This is a genomic window from Hymenobacter sp. YC55 (genome assembly GCF_029433095.1).
Classification (GTDB): domain Bacteria; phylum Bacteroidota; class Bacteroidia; order Cytophagales; family Hymenobacteraceae; genus Hymenobacter.
On record NZ_JARNTX010000001.1, the window covers coordinates 102925 to 122325 of the forward strand.

Annotated in this window: 19 protein-coding genes; 4 read left to right on the forward strand and 15 right to left on the reverse strand. The window is 51.9% G+C overall.

Annotated features, from left to right (window positions below; genetic code table 11):
• Nucleotides 1-679: 679 nt before the first annotated feature.
• The 4 genes from P1X16_RS00455 to P1X16_RS00470 form a co-directional block, all read right to left on the reverse strand.
• Nucleotides 680-1228: a hypothetical protein gene (locus tag P1X16_RS00455; RefSeq protein ID WP_277225311.1), complete on the reverse strand. Its 549-nt coding sequence runs from the start codon at nt 1226-1228 to the stop codon at nt 680-682.
• Nucleotides 1229-1276: 48 nt separating this feature from the next.
• Complete coding sequence (locus tag P1X16_RS00460; RefSeq protein WP_277225313.1) at nt 1277-1972, reverse strand: YjjG family noncanonical pyrimidine nucleotidase; 696 nt, start codon at nt 1970-1972, stop codon at nt 1277-1279.
• 53 nt (nt 1973-2025) lie between these two features.
• Nucleotides 2026-2346 (reverse strand): (2Fe-2S) ferredoxin domain-containing protein, encoded by a 321-nt coding sequence (locus tag P1X16_RS00465; protein WP_277225315.1) that lies wholly within the window; start codon nt 2344-2346, stop codon nt 2026-2028.
• 82 nt (nt 2347-2428) lie between these two features.
• The gene (locus P1X16_RS00470) at nt 2429-2827 is read right to left on the reverse strand and encodes a metalloregulator ArsR/SmtB family transcription factor (RefSeq protein ID WP_277225317.1); all 399 of its coding nucleotides are present in this window, start codon (nt 2825-2827) and stop codon (nt 2429-2431) included.
• Between the two features lie 110 nt (nt 2828-2937).
• Here P1X16_RS00470 and P1X16_RS00475 point away from each other — a divergent pair, with 110 nt between their 5' ends.
• The gene (locus tag P1X16_RS00475) at nt 2938-3618 is read left to right on the forward strand and encodes a carboxypeptidase-like regulatory domain-containing protein (protein WP_277225319.1); all 681 of its coding nucleotides are present in this window, start codon (nt 2938-2940) and stop codon (nt 3616-3618) included.
• A gap of 162 nt (nt 3619-3780) precedes the next feature.
• Nucleotides 3781-5160: an NAD(P)/FAD-dependent oxidoreductase gene (locus P1X16_RS00480; protein ID WP_277225322.1), complete on the forward strand. Its 1380-nt coding sequence runs from the start codon at nt 3781-3783 to the stop codon at nt 5158-5160.
• A gap of 71 nt (nt 5161-5231) precedes the next feature.
• On the opposite strand, the gene P1X16_RS00485 is transcribed toward P1X16_RS00480, so the two are convergent.
• From P1X16_RS00485 to P1X16_RS00510, 6 genes are all read right to left on the reverse strand, one after another.
• A complete protein-coding gene (locus P1X16_RS00485) occupies nt 5232-5495 on the reverse strand; it encodes a hypothetical protein (protein ID WP_277225325.1) in 264 nt (87 codons plus the stop codon).
• Nucleotides 5496-5719: 224 nt separating this feature from the next.
• On the reverse strand, nt 5720-6094 hold the full coding sequence (locus tag P1X16_RS00490) for a PH domain-containing protein (protein WP_277225328.1): 375 nt from the start codon (nt 6092-6094) through the stop codon (nt 5720-5722).
• 41 nt (nt 6095-6135) lie between these two features.
• Nucleotides 6136-6561 carry a hypothetical protein gene (locus tag P1X16_RS00495; RefSeq protein ID WP_277225330.1) on the reverse strand — a complete coding sequence of 142 codons (426 nt, stop codon included), beginning with the start codon at nt 6559-6561 and terminating at the stop codon, nt 6136-6138.
• 125 nt (nt 6562-6686) lie between these two features.
• Nucleotides 6687-9050: a M1 family metallopeptidase gene (locus P1X16_RS00500; protein ID WP_277225332.1), complete on the reverse strand. Its 2364-nt coding sequence runs from the start codon at nt 9048-9050 to the stop codon at nt 6687-6689.
• A gap of 226 nt (nt 9051-9276) precedes the next feature.
• The gene (locus P1X16_RS00505; RefSeq protein ID WP_277225334.1) at nt 9277-9888 is read right to left on the reverse strand and encodes a HupE/UreJ family protein; all 612 of its coding nucleotides are present in this window, start codon (nt 9886-9888) and stop codon (nt 9277-9279) included.
• A 355-nt stretch (nt 9889-10243) separates the two neighbouring features.
• On the reverse strand, nt 10244-11251 hold the full coding sequence (locus P1X16_RS00510; RefSeq protein WP_277225337.1) for a hypothetical protein: 1008 nt from the start codon (nt 11249-11251) through the stop codon (nt 10244-10246).
• Between the two features lie 413 nt (nt 11252-11664).
• Here P1X16_RS00510 and P1X16_RS00515 point away from each other — a divergent pair, with 413 nt between their 5' ends.
• Together P1X16_RS00515 and P1X16_RS00520 are read left to right on the forward strand one after the other, a co-directional pair.
• On the forward strand, nt 11665-12096 hold the full coding sequence (locus tag P1X16_RS00515; RefSeq protein WP_277225340.1) for a hypothetical protein: 432 nt from the start codon (nt 11665-11667) through the stop codon (nt 12094-12096).
• Nucleotides 12097-12318: 222 nt separating this feature from the next.
• Nucleotides 12319-12897, forward strand: a complete 579-nt coding sequence (locus P1X16_RS00520) for a hypothetical protein (protein WP_277225341.1) — start codon at nt 12319-12321, stop codon at nt 12895-12897.
• An 84-nt stretch (nt 12898-12981) separates the two neighbouring features.
• Here the strand turns inward: P1X16_RS00520 and P1X16_RS00525 are convergent, their stop codons facing one another.
• The 5 genes from P1X16_RS00525 to bla form a co-directional block, all read right to left on the reverse strand.
• Complete coding sequence (locus P1X16_RS00525; RefSeq protein WP_277225343.1) at nt 12982-13173, reverse strand: hypothetical protein; 192 nt, start codon at nt 13171-13173, stop codon at nt 12982-12984.
• Nucleotides 13174-13268: 95 nt separating this feature from the next.
• Complete coding sequence (clpB, locus tag P1X16_RS00530) at nt 13269-15884, reverse strand: ATP-dependent chaperone ClpB (protein ID WP_277225345.1); 2616 nt, start codon at nt 15882-15884, stop codon at nt 13269-13271.
• Nucleotides 15885-16085: 201 nt separating this feature from the next.
• Entirely contained in the window at nt 16086-16985 is a 900-nt protein-coding gene (locus P1X16_RS00535; protein WP_277225347.1) for a HEAT repeat domain-containing protein, read from the reverse strand.
• Between the two features lie 507 nt (nt 16986-17492).
• On the reverse strand, nt 17493-18215 hold the full coding sequence (locus P1X16_RS00540) for an NAD(P)-binding domain-containing protein (protein WP_277225350.1): 723 nt from the start codon (nt 18213-18215) through the stop codon (nt 17493-17495).
• A gap of 150 nt (nt 18216-18365) precedes the next feature.
• A complete protein-coding gene (bla, locus tag P1X16_RS00545; protein ID WP_277225353.1) occupies nt 18366-19115 on the reverse strand; it encodes a subclass B1 metallo-beta-lactamase in 750 nt (249 codons plus the stop codon).
• Nucleotides 19116-19401: the final 286 nt, after the last annotated feature.

Sequence of the window (19401 nt, forward strand, 5' to 3'; positions counted from 1 at the left end):
TGAGATTTCAAGTACTCATTGCCAAAAATATCAATATTATTAAAATAATTATACATATATCGTGGAGCTATTAAGGGTTTGCTATATCGAAACGCTTTTATGAAGATTTAATGAATACTCTTTATGTTATATCATAGAAGTGCAAGAATACTATTTGTTGGTAGGAAAGCTAAATCCTATAATTTGACATACAATGTTTTACATATAAAAAGCTGCATGAAAAGTATATCTGATCTAAGAAATTTAACAAACGCATTTCACTTGAAAACGCATCTTACTATCTACTTCGATAAGTTGCTCTTAGTAGAAGTAAGCAATATGAAAAATGCAACTACTCTTGAGTTTGCAGAGAACTAATAGTAGCATGAATAGAATGCCCTCAATTAATGGGCCATATTTTTTATAGAAATTATCAAAATCAAGCAAACAAGTAGGAGCAAAGCTTCCTTTCCCTACCTATTAAGGAAAATGCTCACTTTTTGGAATCCATAACCAATAGCTTTGATGAAAGCCTCAAAGTGCTTTATAAGGAAATACAGTGGATAATAGAGTGAAAAGCAGGATGCGGCTCCTCTATAAGAATTACAAAATCAGCTTATTATATCAGCTATAGTGCTTAACGAGACTTTTGGGTGAAATCTAAGCCGGCCGGCATGTACTGCGAACCGCTCGATTTAACCTATAAAAGATTTAACAATTCCTTTACTTGCTGCTCTAAGTCGGTAAACGAACCTGTGTTGTGCAAGGAAGCGGCAAAGTATGGGTAATGGTCCAGCGCTGTTTCGCTTGGGTGGCTGTCGTCGCGGGTGCCGTCGCCACGCTGTTGCAGTGGGTCGCCTTCAACACGAACCATCAGGCCGCCACGACTACGGATTAGGTCTGCTTCGTTGGGAAAGCGCACATCCGGGATAAGAATGTACTGATTGGGAGGCAATTGCGAGAAGAAGGCTTGCACCCAAATATCGGGCTCCCATTGCCGTAGGGCCAGGCCTACTTGTTGGAGCATCTCGCCGCGGGTACGGCCGAAAGCAGGAAGAAGCTCCGTTTTACCTTGTTGGGAGAAGTAAGGCGCTACCTCTTCGCCCGCCAGAGCAGCACAAACCGCCTTGATTGGCTCGCCTACCGAGCGAATGTGCCACTGCCGCTCCGGTTGCAACTGTTGTATCAGGTGTGCTACTGTGTCTTTGCCGCTACCCCGGCGACCCGAAAAGCCAATCAACTGTATCATCGGCGGCAAAAGTCAGCAGATTTCAATTGGCTAAGCGCATTGCAACCCTTACAAAAACGACTTTAACTCACTTAGACAGCTTATTTCATAGGTGGTTTGGGCGAAGTGGCGGCGCTTTTCAGGGTTGAAGTATACTTGGTCGATGCCAGCGTTGTGGGCGCCCAGCACGTCGCACTCCAGGTTGTCACCTATCATCAAGCTCTCGGTGGCTTTGGCGCCGGTCCGCTCCAAAGCGTGCTCGAAAATGCGGCAGTCAGGCTTGAGGTGGCCGCAGCACTCCGAGGTAATAATTTCTTTGAAGTAACTGGTGAGGCCCGCCGAATCGAGCTTGGTGTACTGCATGTCGCGGAAACCGTTGGTAATCAGGTGTAGCGCGTACTTCGGCTTCAAATAGTCAAGCACTTCAAACGTGAACGGAAACACAGCCGACTTCTGCGGCAAAATATCGGTGAACTGCTCGGAAAGTCCCGTCGGCGCATCGGCTTCCTGCAAACCTAGTTTCACGAAGGTGCGCGGGAAGCGGGTGGCGCGCAGTTGCTGCTGCGTGATTTTGTTGCTCTGATACAACCGCCACAAGCCGTGGTTGATGTCACTATACACCCGGATGAACTCGTCTACCGTGAACGCACCGAAACGAGCCATGTCGTGGTGCTCGTACAAATGCCGTAGCGTTTCGTTGGCATTGGTTTCAAAGTCCCACAGCGTATGGTCGAGGTCGAAGAAGAGGTGGCGGTACGGTTTCACGTGGCAGAGGTATTAATAAAAGAGTGGGCGATACGTCGCTTGCTTGACTTAGCCTATATCCCGTCTAGCAACAAACGCTTGACGGGGTGGTTTTCGCCGAGGTGTTCGCGCACAATGTCGGCGGCATCTTTGGGCTTTACGACGCCGTACCAAATGCCCTCCGGGTAGATGACCATGGCCGCGCCGGAGCCCTTTTTGCAGTGTTTGCACTGGTCGAGACAACTGCAGGTTTGCACGCGGGTTTTGTGCTTCTCGCCCTTGCGCACCACCGACTTCAGGTCCTGCTTCTTCAGCTCAATCTTTAGGGCCCGAGCTACTTCTTTGCCGACTTCGGTTTTTTGGGCATTGCACACAAACAAATGAATCACTGACATCTAACGGGTAAGCAACGGATGGTGGGAACGGAACCGGCCGAAATTTGGTAGAACAGATGCCTAGACAAACCACCTAGAGCAGTTAGTGTTCAGTCGGAGTACCAGTCCAGCGGCGGTTTTGCAACTTATACGCAGCCAACTCCCGGTTCGACCAGAGCGTTTGATAAATCTGCTGGTCGCGCACGAGCTGGGGGTCGCGCTCCATGTAGCCTAACAGTTGCTGCACCAGTTCGGTGCCTTCGCCCTCAATGAAGTAGAATATCCAATTGTCGAGACGCCGGAAGTTCACCAAACCTGCATTTTTGAGGTACAATAATTGACGCGACGTTTTGGTTTGGGTGAAGTCAAGCACCTGTTCCAGGTCGGAGATGCACATTTCTTGGTTGCGCCAAAGCAAGTGCAGAATGCGCACCCGGCTTTCGTCGCCAAAAGCTTTAAATAGTTGGTGGCCAAATGCAACGCTGAAGTGTTTGAGGCGCATCTTTAGACGAGGGGCAGGGGAAGCGGCCCGTCGTGGGCCGTAGCAAATTTACGGTAAACGCGGCAGCGACCCCCAAAGAAGCCGTATACTTGTAGTCTGTAATTCGTTGTATGTCTGTAGTAGTTCGCTTTTATTTTTCACTGGCTATCTGCTTGTTGCTCCTAGCCGGACTAGCCCCGACAGCTGCGCGGGCCCAGGGCCAGGCGCGCGTGGTGCAGTTCACGGGCATTGTGGCCACCGGCGATTCGCTGCTGGGTGTGCCCGGTGCCACCATATTTGTACCCAAAGCCGGTCGTGGTACCGCCACTAACGCGTACGGCTACTTTTCGATACCCGTGCTAACGGGCGACAGCATCATCATTCGCAGCTTGGGCTACCGCAATCAGTACGTGGTTATTCCGCCCGATTACCAGCGCGATAGTTACTCTATTATTGTGACGCTGCGCGAAGACGCCACCGTACTGCCCGAAGTCCGCATCTTCCCTTATACCACCGAAAAAGCCTTTAAGGAGGCTTTTCTAGCGCTGAAGCTGCCGAAAGAGCGGGGCACCAGTGCCGCCGAAAACCTGAACGAAGACATCCTGCGCCGTATCTTCAATAACGCCCCGGTTACGAGCATGGGCAACTACCGCCAGACCATGCAGATGCAGCAGCTAGAGCAGCAGCGGCGCATGGGCTTGGGGCCTTCGCTGCAAAGCAACAACCCGCTGCTGAACCCCTTTAGCTGGTTGCAACTCATTAAGCAGGTGAAGGACGGCGAATTCAAGAAGAAGGAAGGCGAGGATTATTAGGTAGCCGCTTCGCATCTGCACGAAATAGCCCCTGGCTCGGACGAAACATGCATCCGGGCCAGGGGCTATTTCGTGCAGATACTCAGCTGTTCAGCTACACACTTTAGGCAACCCCAAGCTCCGTTTCGCGGTAAAGCAAGTGTTTGACTTTGTCTACTCGAAATGGATACTAACATACCTCAGACCTCGCAGCCGCGCATTGTTATTGTGGGTTGCGGCTTTGCCGGGCTGCGGCTCGCCAAAGACCTCGCGGATGCCCCCGTACAAGTAGTGGTCATCGACCGCAACAACTACCACAACTTCCAGCCGTTGCTCTACCAGGTAGCCACCGGTGCCTTGGAGGCCGATAGTATTGCCTACCCAATCCGGAAGATTTTTGCGGCCCAGAAGAATTTCTTTTTCCGCATGACATCGGTGCAACGCGTCGATACGGCCCGTAACATCGTGGTGACTAGCATCGGCGAGATACAATACGACCACCTCGTGCTGGCTACCGGCTCGCTCACCAACTTCTTTGGTATTGAGAGCATCGAGCGGAATGCCATGCAGATTAAGAGCATTCCGAACGCGCTGAACTTGCGCAGCTATCTGTTCCAAAACTTCGAAAAAGCGCTGCTGAAGGAAAATCCTGAAGAGCGGCAGGCGCTGCTCAACGTGGTGATTGTGGGCGGTGGCCCGACCGGTGTTGAAATTGCAGGTTCGTTGGCCGAGATGCGCAAGGATGTGCTGCCCAAGGACTATCCGGAGCTGGACCTGAAGCAGATGGAAATCTATCTGATGGAAGCAGGCCCGGCGGTGCTAGGGCCCATGTCGAAGTTTGCGCAGGATAAAGCCAAGCGCTACCTCGACAGCATGAACGTGCACGTACGCCTCAACACACCCGTGAAGCGTTTCGAGGATTGCAAGGCCTATATATCCGACACGGAGTTCATTCGAACCGAAAACCTGATTTGGGCCGCCGGTGTGAACGGCAACGAAGTGCCCGGCCTGCCGGGCGACGTTATTGCCCGCAACAAGTGCATCAAGGTGAACCGCTGGAACCGCGTGGAAGGCCAAACCAACGTGTACGCCATCGGCGACGTGGCTAGCATGGTCACCGACGACATGCCTCGTGGCTTCCCCATGCTTGCGCCCGTAGCCATCCAGCAAGCCGAGCAGCTAGCCGACAACTTCAAGCGGCTGCTCCGCGGCGAAGCACCCGTGGATTTCAAGTACTTCAACAAAGGCAGTATGGCCATTGTGGGCCGCAACCGCGCCGTCGTTGACTTGCCCGGTAGCAAGCACTTCAGTGGGTTTTTGGGCTGGTTGACCTGGTTGTTTGTGCACTTGATGACGCTGGTTGGTTTCCGCAACAAAGTTGTGACGCTTATCGACTGGGCCTTCAGCTATGCCAGCTCCGACCGGGCTCTGCGTCTGATTATCCGTCCATACAAGCGTTCCGACTTCAAAGAAGATAAAGGCAAAGTCACGGCCGAGCAAAACGCCCAAACTCCGCAGTACAATCCTTCCGTACCTGCTCCGGACGCGCAAGTAGTCGGATGATCTTGAAACACCAAAAACAAAAGCGCCGCAGTTGACTTCAACTGCGGCGCTTTTTGCTGAACAGGAAGTAACTATTTGGTAGTGCAAGCAGTATTACTGACGTTTTCCAGATACGCAAACGGGCCAGCTTGCGAGCAAATGGCAGTTCGGGGTCCTATAGCCGCCAACTCCGTATCTGTGGCTTGGCGTACCGTGCAGAAAAAGGTAGCGCCGGCTTGCTGATAGGTAGCAGGCACATTGATAGCCTTGATAATGTACTCCGTAGCACCAGTTGTGGGGTTGACCTGCGTAGTCGATTCCGCCACAGGACGCTCCAAGCGCAGATAGTAGCCCATACGGCCGCTGGCAGCATGGCAATCGGGTCCTATTACGTTTGCTTGAATGCAGTCAGGCGTCGGTTCCGGCTCGGAGTCTTCGCACTGCCAAGCACACAAAAGCAGGGTGCAGAATAGATAGCTGCTAATACGATGGAATAGCATAAATAAGCTTGAAAAGAGGGAGCGGCATTTACTTGGAAGATGCCGCTCTGGCCTCAAAAGTTGCAAGCCTATTCCAGCAATTACAAAGCGTAGTCGGCCAAAGTACGGTTCACGTCACGGATGCTCTTGTCGTCGCGGAAGTTTTTGCTGATGGGGTCGGTTTGACCGCGGACCCATATTTTCAACTCCGACTCCAGGTCGAAGTGGCCGGTGGTTTCCATCGAGAACCGCTCTACGCTACGGTAGGGTACGCTGAGATACTCCACCTTTTTGCCGGTTACGCCCTGTTTGTCTACCAGAATCAGGCGTTTGTTGGTGAACACCAGCAAGTCGCGGATAACGGAGTAGGCTTTCTCCACTCGCTCGCCATTGGCCAATAGGTGCGTCAATTCTTGCTGAATTTCTTGGGCGTCGTTTTCAGACGCGTTGCCGAGTAAGCCGTCGAGTAGTCCCATACTGAAAGAGGTTTGTTGGAGGCGACAAGCTACAATAAAAGTTATTCTGGCAGAAGCCCTGAGCAAGACGTATCTGAGATGCCAAGCACATTGTATTGAGGGGCTTGGTACCAATAGACGTTGGCTGTGCAGACTCCAAAATTCGCATCTGAACCAGGCTCGTACTGAAAGTAAAACCTTTGTCCACGTTGCATATTCGCCGGCAAAGCGGTGTGCGTCACAATCACGTTATTATAAACTCTAAACTTGGCTGCCGGTCCTGGTAGCTTACTTCCTGAATCGCCCTGGAAGGCAACTGCCTCACCGATAGTATGCTGAGAAGTGGTGTCTACTTGGATTAAATATCCGCCAGTGCAAGTAGTGCCTAGCAGTGTGCCTGCCACACAGGGCGTATCGACCTCCTTTTCACAGCTTTGATTGCCAAGCGCAAGAAGCACCGTACTTATAATGAGGAGAGCTTTTTTCATGGGATAAGTAAGTTCAGGACTCTATGTGGAGAGCAGTGCACGCACAGTAAGGTTGCAATACAGACAATAAAAAAGCGCCTGACCACGGTCAGGCGCTTTTAGCTCGAATCTTGAAATTCGTTTGCTTAGTTGGTGCCACCGGCACCGCTGGTGCTGCTGCCGGGCTTCTGCTCCTTTTGCTGCATAGAGGTTTGCTGCTGCATCGGGTTTGGCTGACTGCGCTGCTGCTGTTCGAACAACTCGAAGCGCGAAGGCGAGGCTTTCTGCGGCCAGGAGTTGTTGCTTAGGTCGGTGTCAGCAGTTTCCAGGTAGGGGTCCAGCGCGAAGCTTACTACAGGCTTATCGGTGATGAAGACCTTGGTTACCTCGGCGTTGTTTTTGCGCCAGATTTCGGCCGGAATATTTACCACTTCCTGCTTGCCATCTTCGTAGGTCATCTGCACGATGACAGGCATCGTGAGGCCGCCTAAGTTCTTCAGGCTTAGCTCATAGAAATTTAGACCAGCGTTCAGGCGCTGCTGCTGCTCGGGCGAGAGAGCCTTCACAAATTGCTGGTAACGCTGCTTGTCGGCATCGGTGGTGGCCAGCGGATCGTAGTTGTTGTAGAAGTCCTTCAGGTCGGGCTTCTCGTCCACCAAGGTTTTCTTGATGTCTTGAAGGTTGCGCTGCTGCGAGAGAGTTTGCGGCGCGCTGTTGAGCTGTTGGCGCTTGGCAGTGTTTTCCAGCTCCGGGTTCTTGGAATCAACTTTATACCACTTCACAGCTTCCAGGGCCAGGTCGGTATGGTCGGTGGTGTAGAACCAACCGCGCCAGAACCAGTCGAGGTCGGTGCCGGAGGCGTCTTCCATGGTGCGGAAGAAGTCGGCGGGCTCAGGGTGCTTGTAGGCCCAGCGGCGCGCATACTCTTTGAACGCATAGTCGAAAAGCTGACGACCCATGATGGTCTCGCGCAGAATGTTGAGGCCAGTAGCGGGCTTGGCATAGGCGTTTGGTCCGAACTGCAACACCGATTCCGAGTTGGTCATAATCGGGGTTTGCAGGTTTTTGCCGGTGCGCATGTAGTCCACAATGTTCTTGGGCTCGCCGCGGCGCGAAGGATAGTTGCGCTCCCATTCCTGCTCGGTAAGGAACTGCACAAAGGTGTTCAGGCCTTCGTCCATCCAGGTCCACTGCCGCTCGTCGGAGTTCACAATCATCGGAAAGAAGTTGTGGCCCACTTCGTGGATAATCACCGAAATCATTCCGTATTTCCGGTCGGCGGTGTAGGTGCCGTCTTTTTCGGGGCGGCCGCCGTTAAAGCAAATCATGGGGTACTCCATGCCGCCCACTGGCCCGTGCACCGAAATAGCCACGGGGTAAGCGTAGGGAATCGTGAATTTCGAGTAGGTTTTGATGGTGTGCGCCACTACCTCCGTCGAGTACTTGCCCCACAGCGGGTTGCCCTCTTTCGGGTAGTAGCTCATACACATCACGGGCACGCCTTCCTGCTTGATGCCCATGGCATCCCAGATGAACTTCCGCGACGAAGCCCAGGCAAAGTCGCGCACGTTTTTGGCAGTGTAGGTCCAAGTCTTGGTGCCACCGGCGCGCCTCTGCTCGGCCTGCTCGGCTTCCATCGGCGTCACAATCAGCACTGGCTTCTTGGCGTTTGCCGCTTGGGCCAGCCGCTGCCGCTGCCGTGCTGACAACACTTCCGAGGCGTTTTGCAGCGTACCCGTAGCACCCACTATGTGGTCGGCAGGGGCCGTAATGCTCACGCGGTAGTCGCCGAAGGGCAAGGCAAATTCGCCGTTGCCAAGGAACTGCTTGTGCTGCCAGCCCTGATTGTCGGAGTAGACAGCCATGCGCGGGTAGAACTGCGCTATTTCGTAGAGGTAGTTTTTGTCCTCGGGGAAAAATTCGTAGCCGCTACGTTGGTTGATTTTGGTTTGGTCGTTGATGTTGTAGTTCCACGCCAAGCTGAACGTAACCGACTGCCGGGGCCGCAAGGGCGTGGGCAAGTCCACCCGCATCATGGTGTGGTTGATAACGTGCGGTAGCGCCTTGCCACCTTTCAACTCCACCTTCGTGATCTTGAAGCCGCCGTCAAACTCGCTGCGCTGCAAGTAATCCAGTGCCTGAAATGACATCCGCTCCTGAATCTGCCCGACCTGCGTGGCCGTGGTGATGGAGTTTTTGTCCATGATGTTCTGATCGAGCTGCACCCACAGGTAAGTCAGTACATCCGGCGAGAGGTTGGTGTAGGTGATATCCTCGGAACCCGTAATAGACTGGGTGTTGTCGTCGAGCTTTACGCGGATGTTGTAGTCGGCGCGCTGCTGCCAGTAATCGACGCCAGGTGCGCCCGAAGCCGTACGATACGAGTTGGGCGTAGGCAACTCAGTGCCAAGCTGCGCGAACTTATCGGTGCCGGAGTTGGTGGTCTGAGCCAGTGCCGGCCCGGCCAGCAACAAAGCAAGGCTGGCGGCTGGCAGTAAGATTTTGGTCATAAGTTAAGTGTAGTTGCAGAAGACGGTAGTGCAAGTGACCGAAAAGTAAATTTACGAGAAATCTACCACCCGATTCGTCAAGGACTCAACGCCAAGCTTGGCGTTGCACAAGAGTATCATGGTTGGATGCACTAGCTTGGTACCCAACTCAGTGCGTATTGCTGGGAGCAACAGTAGCGTGCGCCTAGGAATTCACTTCGCCAGCATAATAAACTGACGCCCGGCATCACGACGTTAGTTGCTCTAGCAGCAGCACGGTGGCAATGCCGGCGGCAGCACCGGTCACGAACAGCAGCCAGTCGCGGCGGGCCGCCCCGACAATGCGCAACACCACAAAGCCTAGCAACAAGATGATGCTGACAATGAGTAGTTGCCCTAGCTCCACGCCCACATTGAATGCCAGAAGCTCCAGCACCGGCCGGCTCTGCCGACCCAGCAACTCGCGCAGATAGCTAGAGAAACCTAAGCCATGAATCAACCCAAATACAGCTGCCAGTAGGTTAGGCCACGCCAGTACGATAGGCTCCGGCCGCCGGCGGGTAGGCAACCGCTCCCCAGTGCGGCCCAGCTCTGTGGTGTTCAGCAGGCAGGTGAGCAGAATGGTCACCGGTATCAATATCTCGATCAGCTTGGGGTTGTACTGCACGAAACCCATAGTAGCCAACGCCAGCGTGAGCGAATGGCCAACCGTGAAGCTCGTAACCAGCGCCACCACCCGCCGCCAGTCGCGCAGTACGTATGGTGCGCACAGCGCTAGCAGAAACACGATGTGGTCGTGGGCCCGCAAATTGAAGATGTGGTAGAAGCCGAGCTGGAGGTAGGTTTGAAATACCGACATGGCGCAAATCTACACAAGCCAAGCAAGTTCACTTAGGTCGAGCTACGGACGCCGCAGTGGCAAGCATTCTTAGGTTGAAATAATAAAGCCCCGGCAGAGCTAGCCGTCAGCCCTTTTGCTGATTGCAATTAGTGAGTTTAGACCAAGCAAGTAGGGTTGGCTTGATTTCATATGCCCAACTGTGCAGAGTGCGTTGTCATGAACGCAGATAGTATTCCACCAAGCGGCAGCAGAAATCAAAAGCAGAAGCCTCTTCAGTAGGTAACTGAAGAGGCTTCTCGGTGTTAGCTATGACTAGTACGAAAGAAGTAGTCGGCTAAGCTTTCTAGTATATCAGGCCGAAAAAGAAGGTTGACTAGAAGCGGGCTTTGACAATTTCGAAGAAAGGGGAGGTGCTTTGGTAAGGATACAGCACGTAGGCATCCGTCAGGTTGCGGCGCGTGATGGTAGTTGGGCTGACGGGACCCGTAGCGAAAGTGCCCGAGTTGTAAGACGAAGCCCAGTTATCGTTGCTAACCAACCGGAACACGCTGGTTTGGCTACCCGATACCACTAGCAGCGTTTGCGGAGCAAGCAGCAATAGGCCATCCGCGCCTACCAAATTCTGGTTGCTGGTTACCCGGGTGAAGCCGCCAGGGTTGTTGAGTGGTACCTTGAAGAGGGTGCCGTCGTTGGACTTGGCCACTAGTAAGAAACCCGCCGGGTGAAACACAATGCCATTCAAGCCGAAACCAGTGCCGCCGCTCAACTGTGGGTCTTCCAGAAACACCGTTGCATTTCCCTGCGGATCAACCTTGTAAATAATAGGCGAAGCACTGTCGGTGATGTACGCGTTGCCTTCCAAGTCGACGGTTATGTCATTGGCGAAGTGGTTCTGGTTGGGCCGCAACGCGCCAAGATCCACGTACCGAGTGAGGTTGCCATTGTTGGAGTTGAAAATAGCCAGGCCTGCCAAACGACGAAGAGTGGCAGGGGTGGAGCGGGTGGTGTTAGCTCCATTGTCGGACACCGCCGCCAGCAGCCGATTACGTGTGAGGTCGAGGTTCAGGCCGATGGTAGAAACCAGCCGCGGATCATCTGCAAACACGGTATAGGTACTATCGTCTTTCACGGCGCCAATACGTCCGCGGGTGCGAGAGCTAACCAGAAAGCGCCGGTTTAACTCATCGTACTGCACTCCTTCAGGCGATACGCCAGCTTGCGCTACTCTGATTCTGGAAGGTGCAATAGGGAAGGAAATGTTGCCATCATCGTCAACGCAACCGGGCAGCAAACCACCAATACCTACTGCTACAACTGCTAAGCGAATGATTCGGGGCAGCGCAAACCGTTTAATTGGGTTGAAAGAGAAAGAGTGGGACATAGAAGGGGAGGTTAAGGGCCAACAAATCAGACTGCTACCTATACGCGCATCAGCAGGAAGTAACCAAACAAGAATGGCACTATCTGCGTGTGTAATAGTACTCCTAAACTCGGAACCAGTTGACAGGTTTGAGCCACTGCTTACCTATTCACTGCGCTCATACTACGGCAGTTAGCTAATGAGAGTGCGCTTAACAGCCTTTATGAGCAACCCAGATTGATTTTCTTCCGCACTGATGAGTTAGATTTTGACAAGATCTTATACAAGACGACTGCTATACTTAAATAAATAGGACAATTAAATTAGAATAGTATAAAGTCGGCGGTATATAGTAGATTTGATCTGAATTTTGTCCTTTTTTCCAATTATTTAAGCACACTGCGCAGTGGCTGTCTTAGCGCTGCGTCATTAGCATGAAAAAACAAGTACTTATTACTTGCCTAGCTCTAGGACTAGGCACTAGCGCCCTTGCACAACAACCTGCTGCAAGCACTGCAGTTGTCGGCACACCTTCCAAAGCTACTTATACACACGCAGATACCGTGCAAGCAGTGCGGCAACTTTTCCACAAGCGCCGCACAGGTGGATGGGTTTGGACCGCCATTGGCTTCCTTTCAATTGTGCGCGTTGGCGCAGCGTCGGCCGACAGTGATACGGGCGGAAACACCGCAGGTAAGGTTATGAGTGTAGGTGTGGTTGGTGGGGTGCCCACTGCTATTGGTATCAGTAAACTAGTGCGTTTCAATCACGAGAAAGAAACAGCTGCGCTAAGTGTATACGAGCAGGGCAAACTGCTACCTCCTTACGTCAGCCGTCGACTAAAAAGGAAATACTTCGTGCTGTAAGACGCCTTCAGTAAGTAAAACGCCCTACTAGCGCTAAGCCAGTAGGGCGTTCCTCGGCAAGAGAAATTTTAAGTGAAGCGGACCCTGCCTCAGCAATGCAACACCATGTTGCCCTTATACTCCCATCTACTTCCTTATAGGTTCTGAATCGGTGGTTACTTATCAAGTGCCAGGTACACTTCTTCAAGATTTTTAAAAGTATTACCGTAAGCTGTCCTTCTAATGTTCAAACGTATACTTGTTGCGAGTACACTGGCCCTGCTGGCTATTCCGGTGCTAGGGCAAAACATTGCGCCGGCTCCCATTGTCTCACAATCCGCAGCACCCGATTCCATTCCGACCAAGTTTGGTAAGTGGTACCTGTCGCACTACGAGCCTAGCGCAACGGTAGCCGATACTACAGGCGCGCTGGTTTGCCTGTTTGCCAAAAAACGATCCAACACGTGGTGGTGGTTGCCCGTTGCGCCGCTAGGGTTAGCATTTGTGCAGCCTGGAGAGGAAGCTGTCAACGGCATCAAAACCCGGGATATACCACCCGATTCCTGGCAATACGCAGTAGGAATACCTTTGATGATAGGTGGTATAAGCGGGATGGTTGTTCGTTTGTCCACCTACAGCCGCGACAATCTCGAGCAGATCCAGCGCAATTACGAGGCTGGTAAGCCCATTCCAGCTAAATGGCGGCGTAAGCTGAAGCCCGTGTATTTTGCAAACGCGGCTATTATGCGCGTTACCATCATGCAGCAATTGCACATGATGAAGCTCAAGGAACAGCAGCGGGCCGCTCGTAAAACGAAATAACACATGCTGTCGTACCAAAAGCCCCACTGGCATAAAGTCGGTGGGGCTTTTTTATGCATTCTGGTTTAGCTTAATCAGGCCCGACTACTCCTGCGGCAACTGTTGTTTGTCTTCCTGCTTCTTCTCATCTACCTGCTCGGTTTTGGGTTCGGTATCAATGAACCGCTCGCGCTTCTGATGGATAGGAGCGGCTCCGGTAAGCCCAACACCCGCCGCAGCTAGCAACAGCATGGCCACCAAGCCTACCATTCGGAGGAACTGTTTAAAGTCTTTCATAAGTGGTTGTAGTAGGTAGAAAAGAAAAAAGCCCCGCCAGGGTGGGATGGCGGGGCTTTTAGATTTAGAATGCTTTATGTGCGTGATAAACCGAATTACACACCCGGAATTTCCACGTCCACGTTCAGGAAGCGGATCTGGCCGTCTTCGAGCACGGCTTCCACCACGGCGTCTTTGCTCACGCGGCCCGACAAGATGTCCTTCGACAGCTCGTTGAGTACCAAGCGCTGCAATACACGCTTCAAGGGGCGAGCACCGAACTGCGGATCGAAGCCTTGCTCGCCGAGGAAGTCGAGTACCTCGTCGGTGGCTTCCAGACGGATGCCGGCTTCTTCTAGGCGCTGCTGAATCTGTCGGAACTGGATGTCCACGATACGGCGGATTTCCTTGCGCTTGAGCGGCTGGAACATCACAATTTCGTCGATGCGGTTCAGGAACTCGGGGCGCATGTGGCCTTTCAGGCGCTCTACTACTTCCTCGCGGGTGCGGTCCACCACTTCGTCGTGGTTGTACTCGTTCAGCTCTTTGAAATTGCGCTGAATGATGTCGGCACCCGTGTTGGAGGTCATGATGATGATGGTGTTCTTGAAGTTTGCCACCCGGCCTTTGTTGTCGGTGAGGCGGCCATCATCGAGCACTTGCAGCAAGATGTTGAATACATCGGGGTGAGCCTTCTCGATTTCGTCGAGCAGAATCACCGAGTACGGCTTGCGGCGTACGGCCTCGGTCAGCTGACCGCCTTCGTCGTAACCCACGTAGCCCGGAGGCGCTCCAATCAGGCGCGATACGGCGTGGCGCTCCTGGTACTCGCTCATATCGATGCGAACCATGCTGTTTTCATCGTTGAACAAGTACTCGGCCAAAGCCTTGGCCAGCTCTGTTTTACCTACGCCGGTTGTACCCAGGAAGATAAACGAGCCAATTGGGCGCTTAGGGTCTTGCAAACCAGCCCGCGAACGGCGTACAGCATCCGAAATAGCCCCAATGGCTTCGCTCTGGCCAGCTACTCGCTTGCCGAGCTCGGTTTCCAGGTTCAACAGCTTTTCGCGGTCCGATTGCAGCATTTTGCTTACCGGAATGCCGGTCCACTTGGCCACTACCTCGGCAATGTCCTCGTGGGTCACTACCTCCTGCAGCATGTGGCCGCCGTCTTTGTTGGCGTTGGCTTCGTCCTGCAGGGTTTTCAGTTTGGCTTCGGCTTCCTGGATCTTGCCGTAGCGCAGCTCCGCCACGCGGCCGTAGTCGCCCTGGCGTTCGGCTTGCTCGGCTTCCACCTTGAAGCGCTCAATGGCCTCTTTCTGCTCCTGGATGTTGGTCAGCACCGACTTCTCGTTTTCCCACTGCGCCTTCAAGGCGTCGCGCTGGCTGGAGAGGTCGGCAATGTCCTTGTTGAGCACGTTCTCCCGGTCCACGTTTTCCTCGCGGCGGATGGCTTCACGCTCGATTTCCAGCTGCATGATGCGGCGCTGTACTTCGTCGAGCTCCACGGGCATAGAGTTCAGCTCGATGCGCAGCTTAGCGGCGGCTTCGTCCATCAAGTCGATGGCCTTGTCGGGCAGGAATCGGTCGGTGATGTAGCGCGAACTGAGCTCTACGGCGGCAATTACAGCGTCGTCAGTAATCCGGACGCCGTGGTGCAGCTCGTACTTTTCCTTAATGCCGCGCATAATGCTAATGGCGTCTTCAATGGTCGGCTCATCTACCATCACCGCCTGGAAACGGCGCTCCAGCGCCTTGTCCTTCTCGATGTACTTCTGGTACTCCTTAAGGGTAGTAGCGCCAATGGAGTGCAGTTCGCCGCGGGCCAAAGCGGGCTTGAGCAGGTTGGCCGCGTCCATAGCGCCCTCGCCTCCCGCACCAGCGCCAATCAGCGTGTGCATCTCGTCGATGAACAGAATGATCTGGCCTTCCGAGTCGGTTACTTCTTTGATGACGGACTTGAGGCGCTCCTCAAACTCGCCTTTGTATTTGGCACCGGCAATGAGCAAGCCCATGTCCAGCGACATAATGACTTTGTCTTTCAGGTTCTCAGGCACGTCGCCGGCCACGATGCGTTGGGCTAGGCCCTCCACAATGGCGGTTTTACCAACGCCTGGCTCCCCGAGCAGGACGGGATTATTCTTGGTGCGGCGGCTCAGAATCTGCAGTACGCGGCGGATTTCTTCGTCGCGGCCGATTACCGGGTCCATCTTGCCGGTCCGCACCTGCTCGTTGAGGTTGCGGGCGTAGCGGTTGAGGCTCTGGTATTGGTCTTCGGCTGTCTGGCTGGTCACCTTGCGGCCCCCGCGCAGCTCCTTAATGGCCGCTTTCAGGTCTTTCTCATTGAAGCCGGCGTCCTTCATCAGGGTAGCCACGGCGTCTTTGCCGCCTAGCAGACCCAGTAGCAGGTGTTCTACCGACACATATTCATCGTCAAACTCCTTCAGGAAGCGGGTAGCGCGCTGCAGAGCGGCGGCCGCTTCGTTGGAGAGGTACGGCGAACCGCCGCTTACTTTCGGATAGCCGGCTACAATAGTATCGAGGCGGGGCGTGAGGATATTTAGGTTCACACCCAGCTTCTTAGCCAGAAACGACAGCACATTCTCGTCGCTCTGGAAGAGGCCCTTTAGCAGGTGGCCCGTATCAATGGCCTGCTGCTGATTGCCCCCGGCAATTTCAGTGGCCTTCTGCACGGCCTCCTGTGCCTTGATGGTATAGTTATTAAAGTTCATGGCTGCTAAGATCTAGGTAGGTGCTTCGGGTTAGGAAGTTCTACGAGTGCCTAGCAAATGGGGTGCAGAAGAGATTTTACTGACTTTTTGTCCAATAAAAAATGATATTTTATTCTAGTAAGTGACTTTATGGCAATAGGCGCTTGCGTTATAGACTATCACACAGCCGTTCAATAGAAAAAGGCAATGTGTATATAATCTTTAAAGTTGTTCCGACAACTCGGTTAATGCAACTTTCACACTTGGTATCCTGGTACAGATCCTAGGATCCATAATATTCCCTCCAAAACCAGTTTCTTCCTCAGAAGCCTTTGATGCAAGCTTTCGTAGTAAGTCTTTCAATTCCTTCGGGTTATATGAGGCAAGTGTCCACACTGCAACAGTTTTGGGAAAGTTTTCAGTCTCTTTGTCACTTAATAAATCTATTAAGTGCTTTTTTGAATCGGCAGTATTAATTCCAGACAGGGCACGAGCAGCACTAATTTGTAAATGAAAATTTTTTGAATCATGTAGAAATGGTAAAATGAGCGTATAATTATTATTTAGTCCTAAATGATACATTGTTTCCAAAGCAGCATGCTGAAGAAAGAAAGTTTCCATTTGATCTTCATTAATCTTTGCTGGAGGTAGACGTAAGTATCGTGAGAGAAAATTGTTAACGAATATCTTGTCATAATCTAGGTTGTGATATTTACGAAATATAGCTGTCATAGTAGGCTCATACACCTCTTGCGATACTCTAGCTTGGTGGTAGCTATGTCGATAAGTAGCTCGCACTTTCTTGCCAAAAACGGTTGCAAAACCAGTGGTAGGAGTTGCAATACTGTAGCCTCCACTTGTGTTTTGTTTTAAAAAGAAATAACAAGTATCAGCCTTGTCTAGGTGAAACTCTGGGCCGTGCCCACCTGAGCGACTACAAATATCAAGTAGATAAAAATCATTTATTTTAATGTTTCCTGTTAACTCGTTTCCTCCTAGAGTGCGAATAACAGTGGCAGTAACTCCTTTTTCAGGGTCACTGGAAATGACCTTAGCAATAACAAAGTAATCAGCCTTTTGTACTACCTGTTCATGCCATGGTTCCTTCCAAGTAAGCGCCAAGACTGGATGAGTAGTTAAGAACGTTAATGTCCACAGTAGGGAAATAATAAAGCAAGTGGGCTTTGTTTGAAAAAGCATCGGAAAAATGTCAAGTAAAATTTGTCTCTGATGAATGACAAGGTATACTATAGTGCTTATCTAGCATGAGAGTAAGCTTCACATAATATAACTGCGCTCTTTCCATAATTAGTATCTAACTACCCTTCATCGCTACACTAATTTTCTTGTAATAACCGTATTCATTGGATGCTACTATAGTGGGCGACATAGTGGCGATTAAGGAAAGCTGCTTTATCAACAGAAGATTTAGTAGCGCCTTTTATATCTAAACCACTGACGCTAAGCTAAAACTCTTTCGCTCACGTATCAATCGAAATGTCTTAGGCAATTGACAACATCTTGTTGTCAAACAAGCATAATAAAAGAGCCCTAGCAAATGCTAGGGCTCTTTTATTATGGCAACCAGCTAATTGTTAAGTTGCTATGGTTATCTTAGGAAGCTAATTCTTACAGCTTGACGCCTTGCGCCTCTAGTTGTTTTTCTGACGCAGCTTGGTTGGCCGCAAATTGGGCGTGCTGCTCGGGTGTGTATACAGTGCCGAGGCTAGCTAAATGCTGCTGTACTTCGGCAGCCGGTAAATCGGTGCAGTACAGTGGCGAGCCTGGCTGCTGCCGCCACGACTCGTGCAGGCTGCCGCCATCCACGGCGTCGAAGCCTAGTTCCTCAACGAGGGCCATTGCTTGCTGCTTAGCGGCGGCATCGTCGCCGGCTATTGCTAGCGCAATGCGGCCGGGCGTGCCGGCAGGCTGGCCGTTGTTTTCGAGGTTCGCGGCGAAGATGTTGTTGAATACCTTCAGTACCGCGCGGCCCAGGTGCTGCTGCACCCATTCGCTTTCGGTTAGCTCGCCGCTTTCCAGCTCCGGAATTTGGCCGTCGCGCAGCAAGGGGTAGTAATTGCTGGTGTCAATGACTGGGACGCTGGCAGGTACGCCCTCGAACAAGTCTTTGGGCAGGTCGGGGATTTTTTTCAGTGGAATGGTTACCACAATGATTTCGCCGTGGCGGGCCGCTTCTTTGGCCGTAACGGGAGTAGCACCAGTTTTTTCGGCTAGGTCCGTCAGCGTTTCGGGGCCGCGCGAGTTGGCGATATAAACCGAGTGGCCGAGGCTGGTGAGCCGCACGGCCAGGGCGCTGCCAATGTGGCCGGCCCCAATGATTCCAATGTTCATAAGCAAGTAAGGTGAGCGAGTACTATGTGAACCGCTATGTGGTGCAGCGATTCGCTCTAATACCGCTCGCCCATCAGGATTGTTTTGCTTTTGGACATTATCTGCAGCAAGCGAGCTGCATGCGGTGTTTCAATTCCAAGAACTAACAGACTACGGTTGCTGAAACAAACGAATCGTATAGTCGAGTAGGCTTTGGTCGCCTACTTTGCCATGCCCCGGAACCACCACCTTCACGTTAGGGTACTCTCTTTTTAGTTTTTCCACCGTGGCAGGCCAGGCTTGCACATTAGCATCGGCTAGGTTGCCTTTTTCAGCCTGAAGCTCCTTGATTAAGCAGCCGCCAAACATGACTTCATCATCTGGAAAATACCCCACAACATTATCTCTCGTGTGGCCCTCTCCCCAAAAAGCAGCGTAAACTTTAGTGGCTCCGATAGTTAAAGCTAGGCTATTGGTAAATGCGTGCTCAGGAACATTGAACCCTTTCTGCTTGGCGTATGCAATAGTCTTCTCGTTGGCATAGGACGGAATTTTGCTTCGTTGAAATTCCTTTAACCCGCCAACGCAGTCGTCGTGAAAATGCGTAGGAATTACTGCTTTTACCTTACAGTTAAGATCCCCTTTTATCCAGGTAATCAGTTCTTTCGACTCTTTATCATGGGTGGGAGTATCGAAGACGACGGTTTCTTTTCCGTTTTTCACGATTAGGCCATTACATGAAACCTTACCGAAACTCTCGGTACTCAAAAACGAAGTATGAACAAAGGTGTTCTTCGAGACTTGCACGATGGTTAAGTCATCTGATTGATACACCACTTTACTTGCTTCAGCACTTTCTCGTTGATAATCAGACTTTGCTGCAATGGTAGCCAGCAGCAAAATGGCAAGTGAAAACTTCATGCTCCAGAGTTGGTAGAAAACTGCCTGTGTATCTATCGGGAACGGCCTACTAGAATTCGTATTGCTTGGTGCCTACTCACTACTGTTAGTTGGATTTGTATACTAGTGATGATTCAAATTAGAGCGGACTGGTGTATTACTTCGAAAGCTGTTTTAGGGTGTTTAAATACTAAGGGTTTCTAATCAAAACAGGATTGTCATGCTGAGCGAAGTCGAAGCATCTCGCGTGCTGATGTTACCAAACTAGCTGTCATGCTGAGCGGAGTCGAAGCATCTCGCTCGCATC

What these genes read in the sequence shown, in the direction of transcription:
- P1X16_RS00455 (WP_277225311.1), bottom strand. Translation starts at nt 1,228, where the DNA reads ATGATACAGTTGATTGGCTTTTCGGGTCGCCGGGGTAGCGGCAAAGAC.
- P1X16_RS00465 (WP_277225315.1), bottom strand. Translation starts at nt 2,346, where the DNA reads ATGTCAGTGATTCATTTGTTTGTGTGCAATGCCCAAAAAACCGAAGTC.
- P1X16_RS00470 (WP_277225317.1), bottom strand. Translation starts at nt 2,827, where the DNA reads ATGCGCCTCAAACACTTCAGCGTTGCATTTGGCCACCAACTATTTAAA.
- P1X16_RS00475 (WP_277225319.1), top strand. Translation starts at nt 2,938, where the DNA reads ATGTCTGTAGTAGTTCGCTTTTATTTTTCACTGGCTATCTGCTTGTTG.
- P1X16_RS00480 (WP_277225322.1), top strand. Translation starts at nt 3,781, where the DNA reads ATGGATACTAACATACCTCAGACCTCGCAGCCGCGCATTGTTATTGTG.
- P1X16_RS00485 (WP_277225325.1), bottom strand. Translation starts at nt 5,495, where the DNA reads ATGGGCTACTATCTGCGCTTGGAGCGTCCTGTGGCGGAATCGACTACG.
- P1X16_RS00490 (WP_277225328.1), bottom strand. Translation starts at nt 6,094, where the DNA reads ATGGGACTACTCGACGGCTTACTCGGCAACGCGTCTGAAAACGACGCC.
- P1X16_RS00495 (WP_277225330.1), bottom strand. Translation starts at nt 6,561, where the DNA reads ATGAAAAAAGCTCTCCTCATTATAAGTACGGTGCTTCTTGCGCTTGGC.
- P1X16_RS00500 (WP_277225332.1), bottom strand. Translation starts at nt 9,050, where the DNA reads ATGACCAAAATCTTACTGCCAGCCGCCAGCCTTGCTTTGTTGCTGGCC.
- P1X16_RS00505 (WP_277225334.1), bottom strand. Translation starts at nt 9,888, where the DNA reads ATGTCGGTATTTCAAACCTACCTCCAGCTCGGCTTCTACCACATCTTC.
- P1X16_RS00510 (WP_277225337.1), bottom strand. Translation starts at nt 11,251, where the DNA reads ATGTCCCACTCTTTCTCTTTCAACCCAATTAAACGGTTTGCGCTGCCC.
- P1X16_RS00515 (WP_277225340.1), top strand. Translation starts at nt 11,665, where the DNA reads ATGAAAAAACAAGTACTTATTACTTGCCTAGCTCTAGGACTAGGCACT.
- P1X16_RS00520 (WP_277225341.1), top strand. Translation starts at nt 12,319, where the DNA reads ATGTTCAAACGTATACTTGTTGCGAGTACACTGGCCCTGCTGGCTATT.
- P1X16_RS00525 (WP_277225343.1), bottom strand. Translation starts at nt 13,173, where the DNA reads ATGAAAGACTTTAAACAGTTCCTCCGAATGGTAGGCTTGGTGGCCATG.
- clpB (WP_277225345.1), bottom strand. Translation starts at nt 15,884, where the DNA reads ATGAACTTTAATAACTATACCATCAAGGCACAGGAGGCCGTGCAGAAG.
- P1X16_RS00540 (WP_277225350.1), bottom strand. Translation starts at nt 18,215, where the DNA reads ATGAACATTGGAATCATTGGGGCCGGCCACATTGGCAGCGCCCTGGCC.
- bla (WP_277225353.1), bottom strand. Translation starts at nt 19,115, where the DNA reads ATGAAGTTTTCACTTGCCATTTTGCTGCTGGCTACCATTGCAGCAAAG.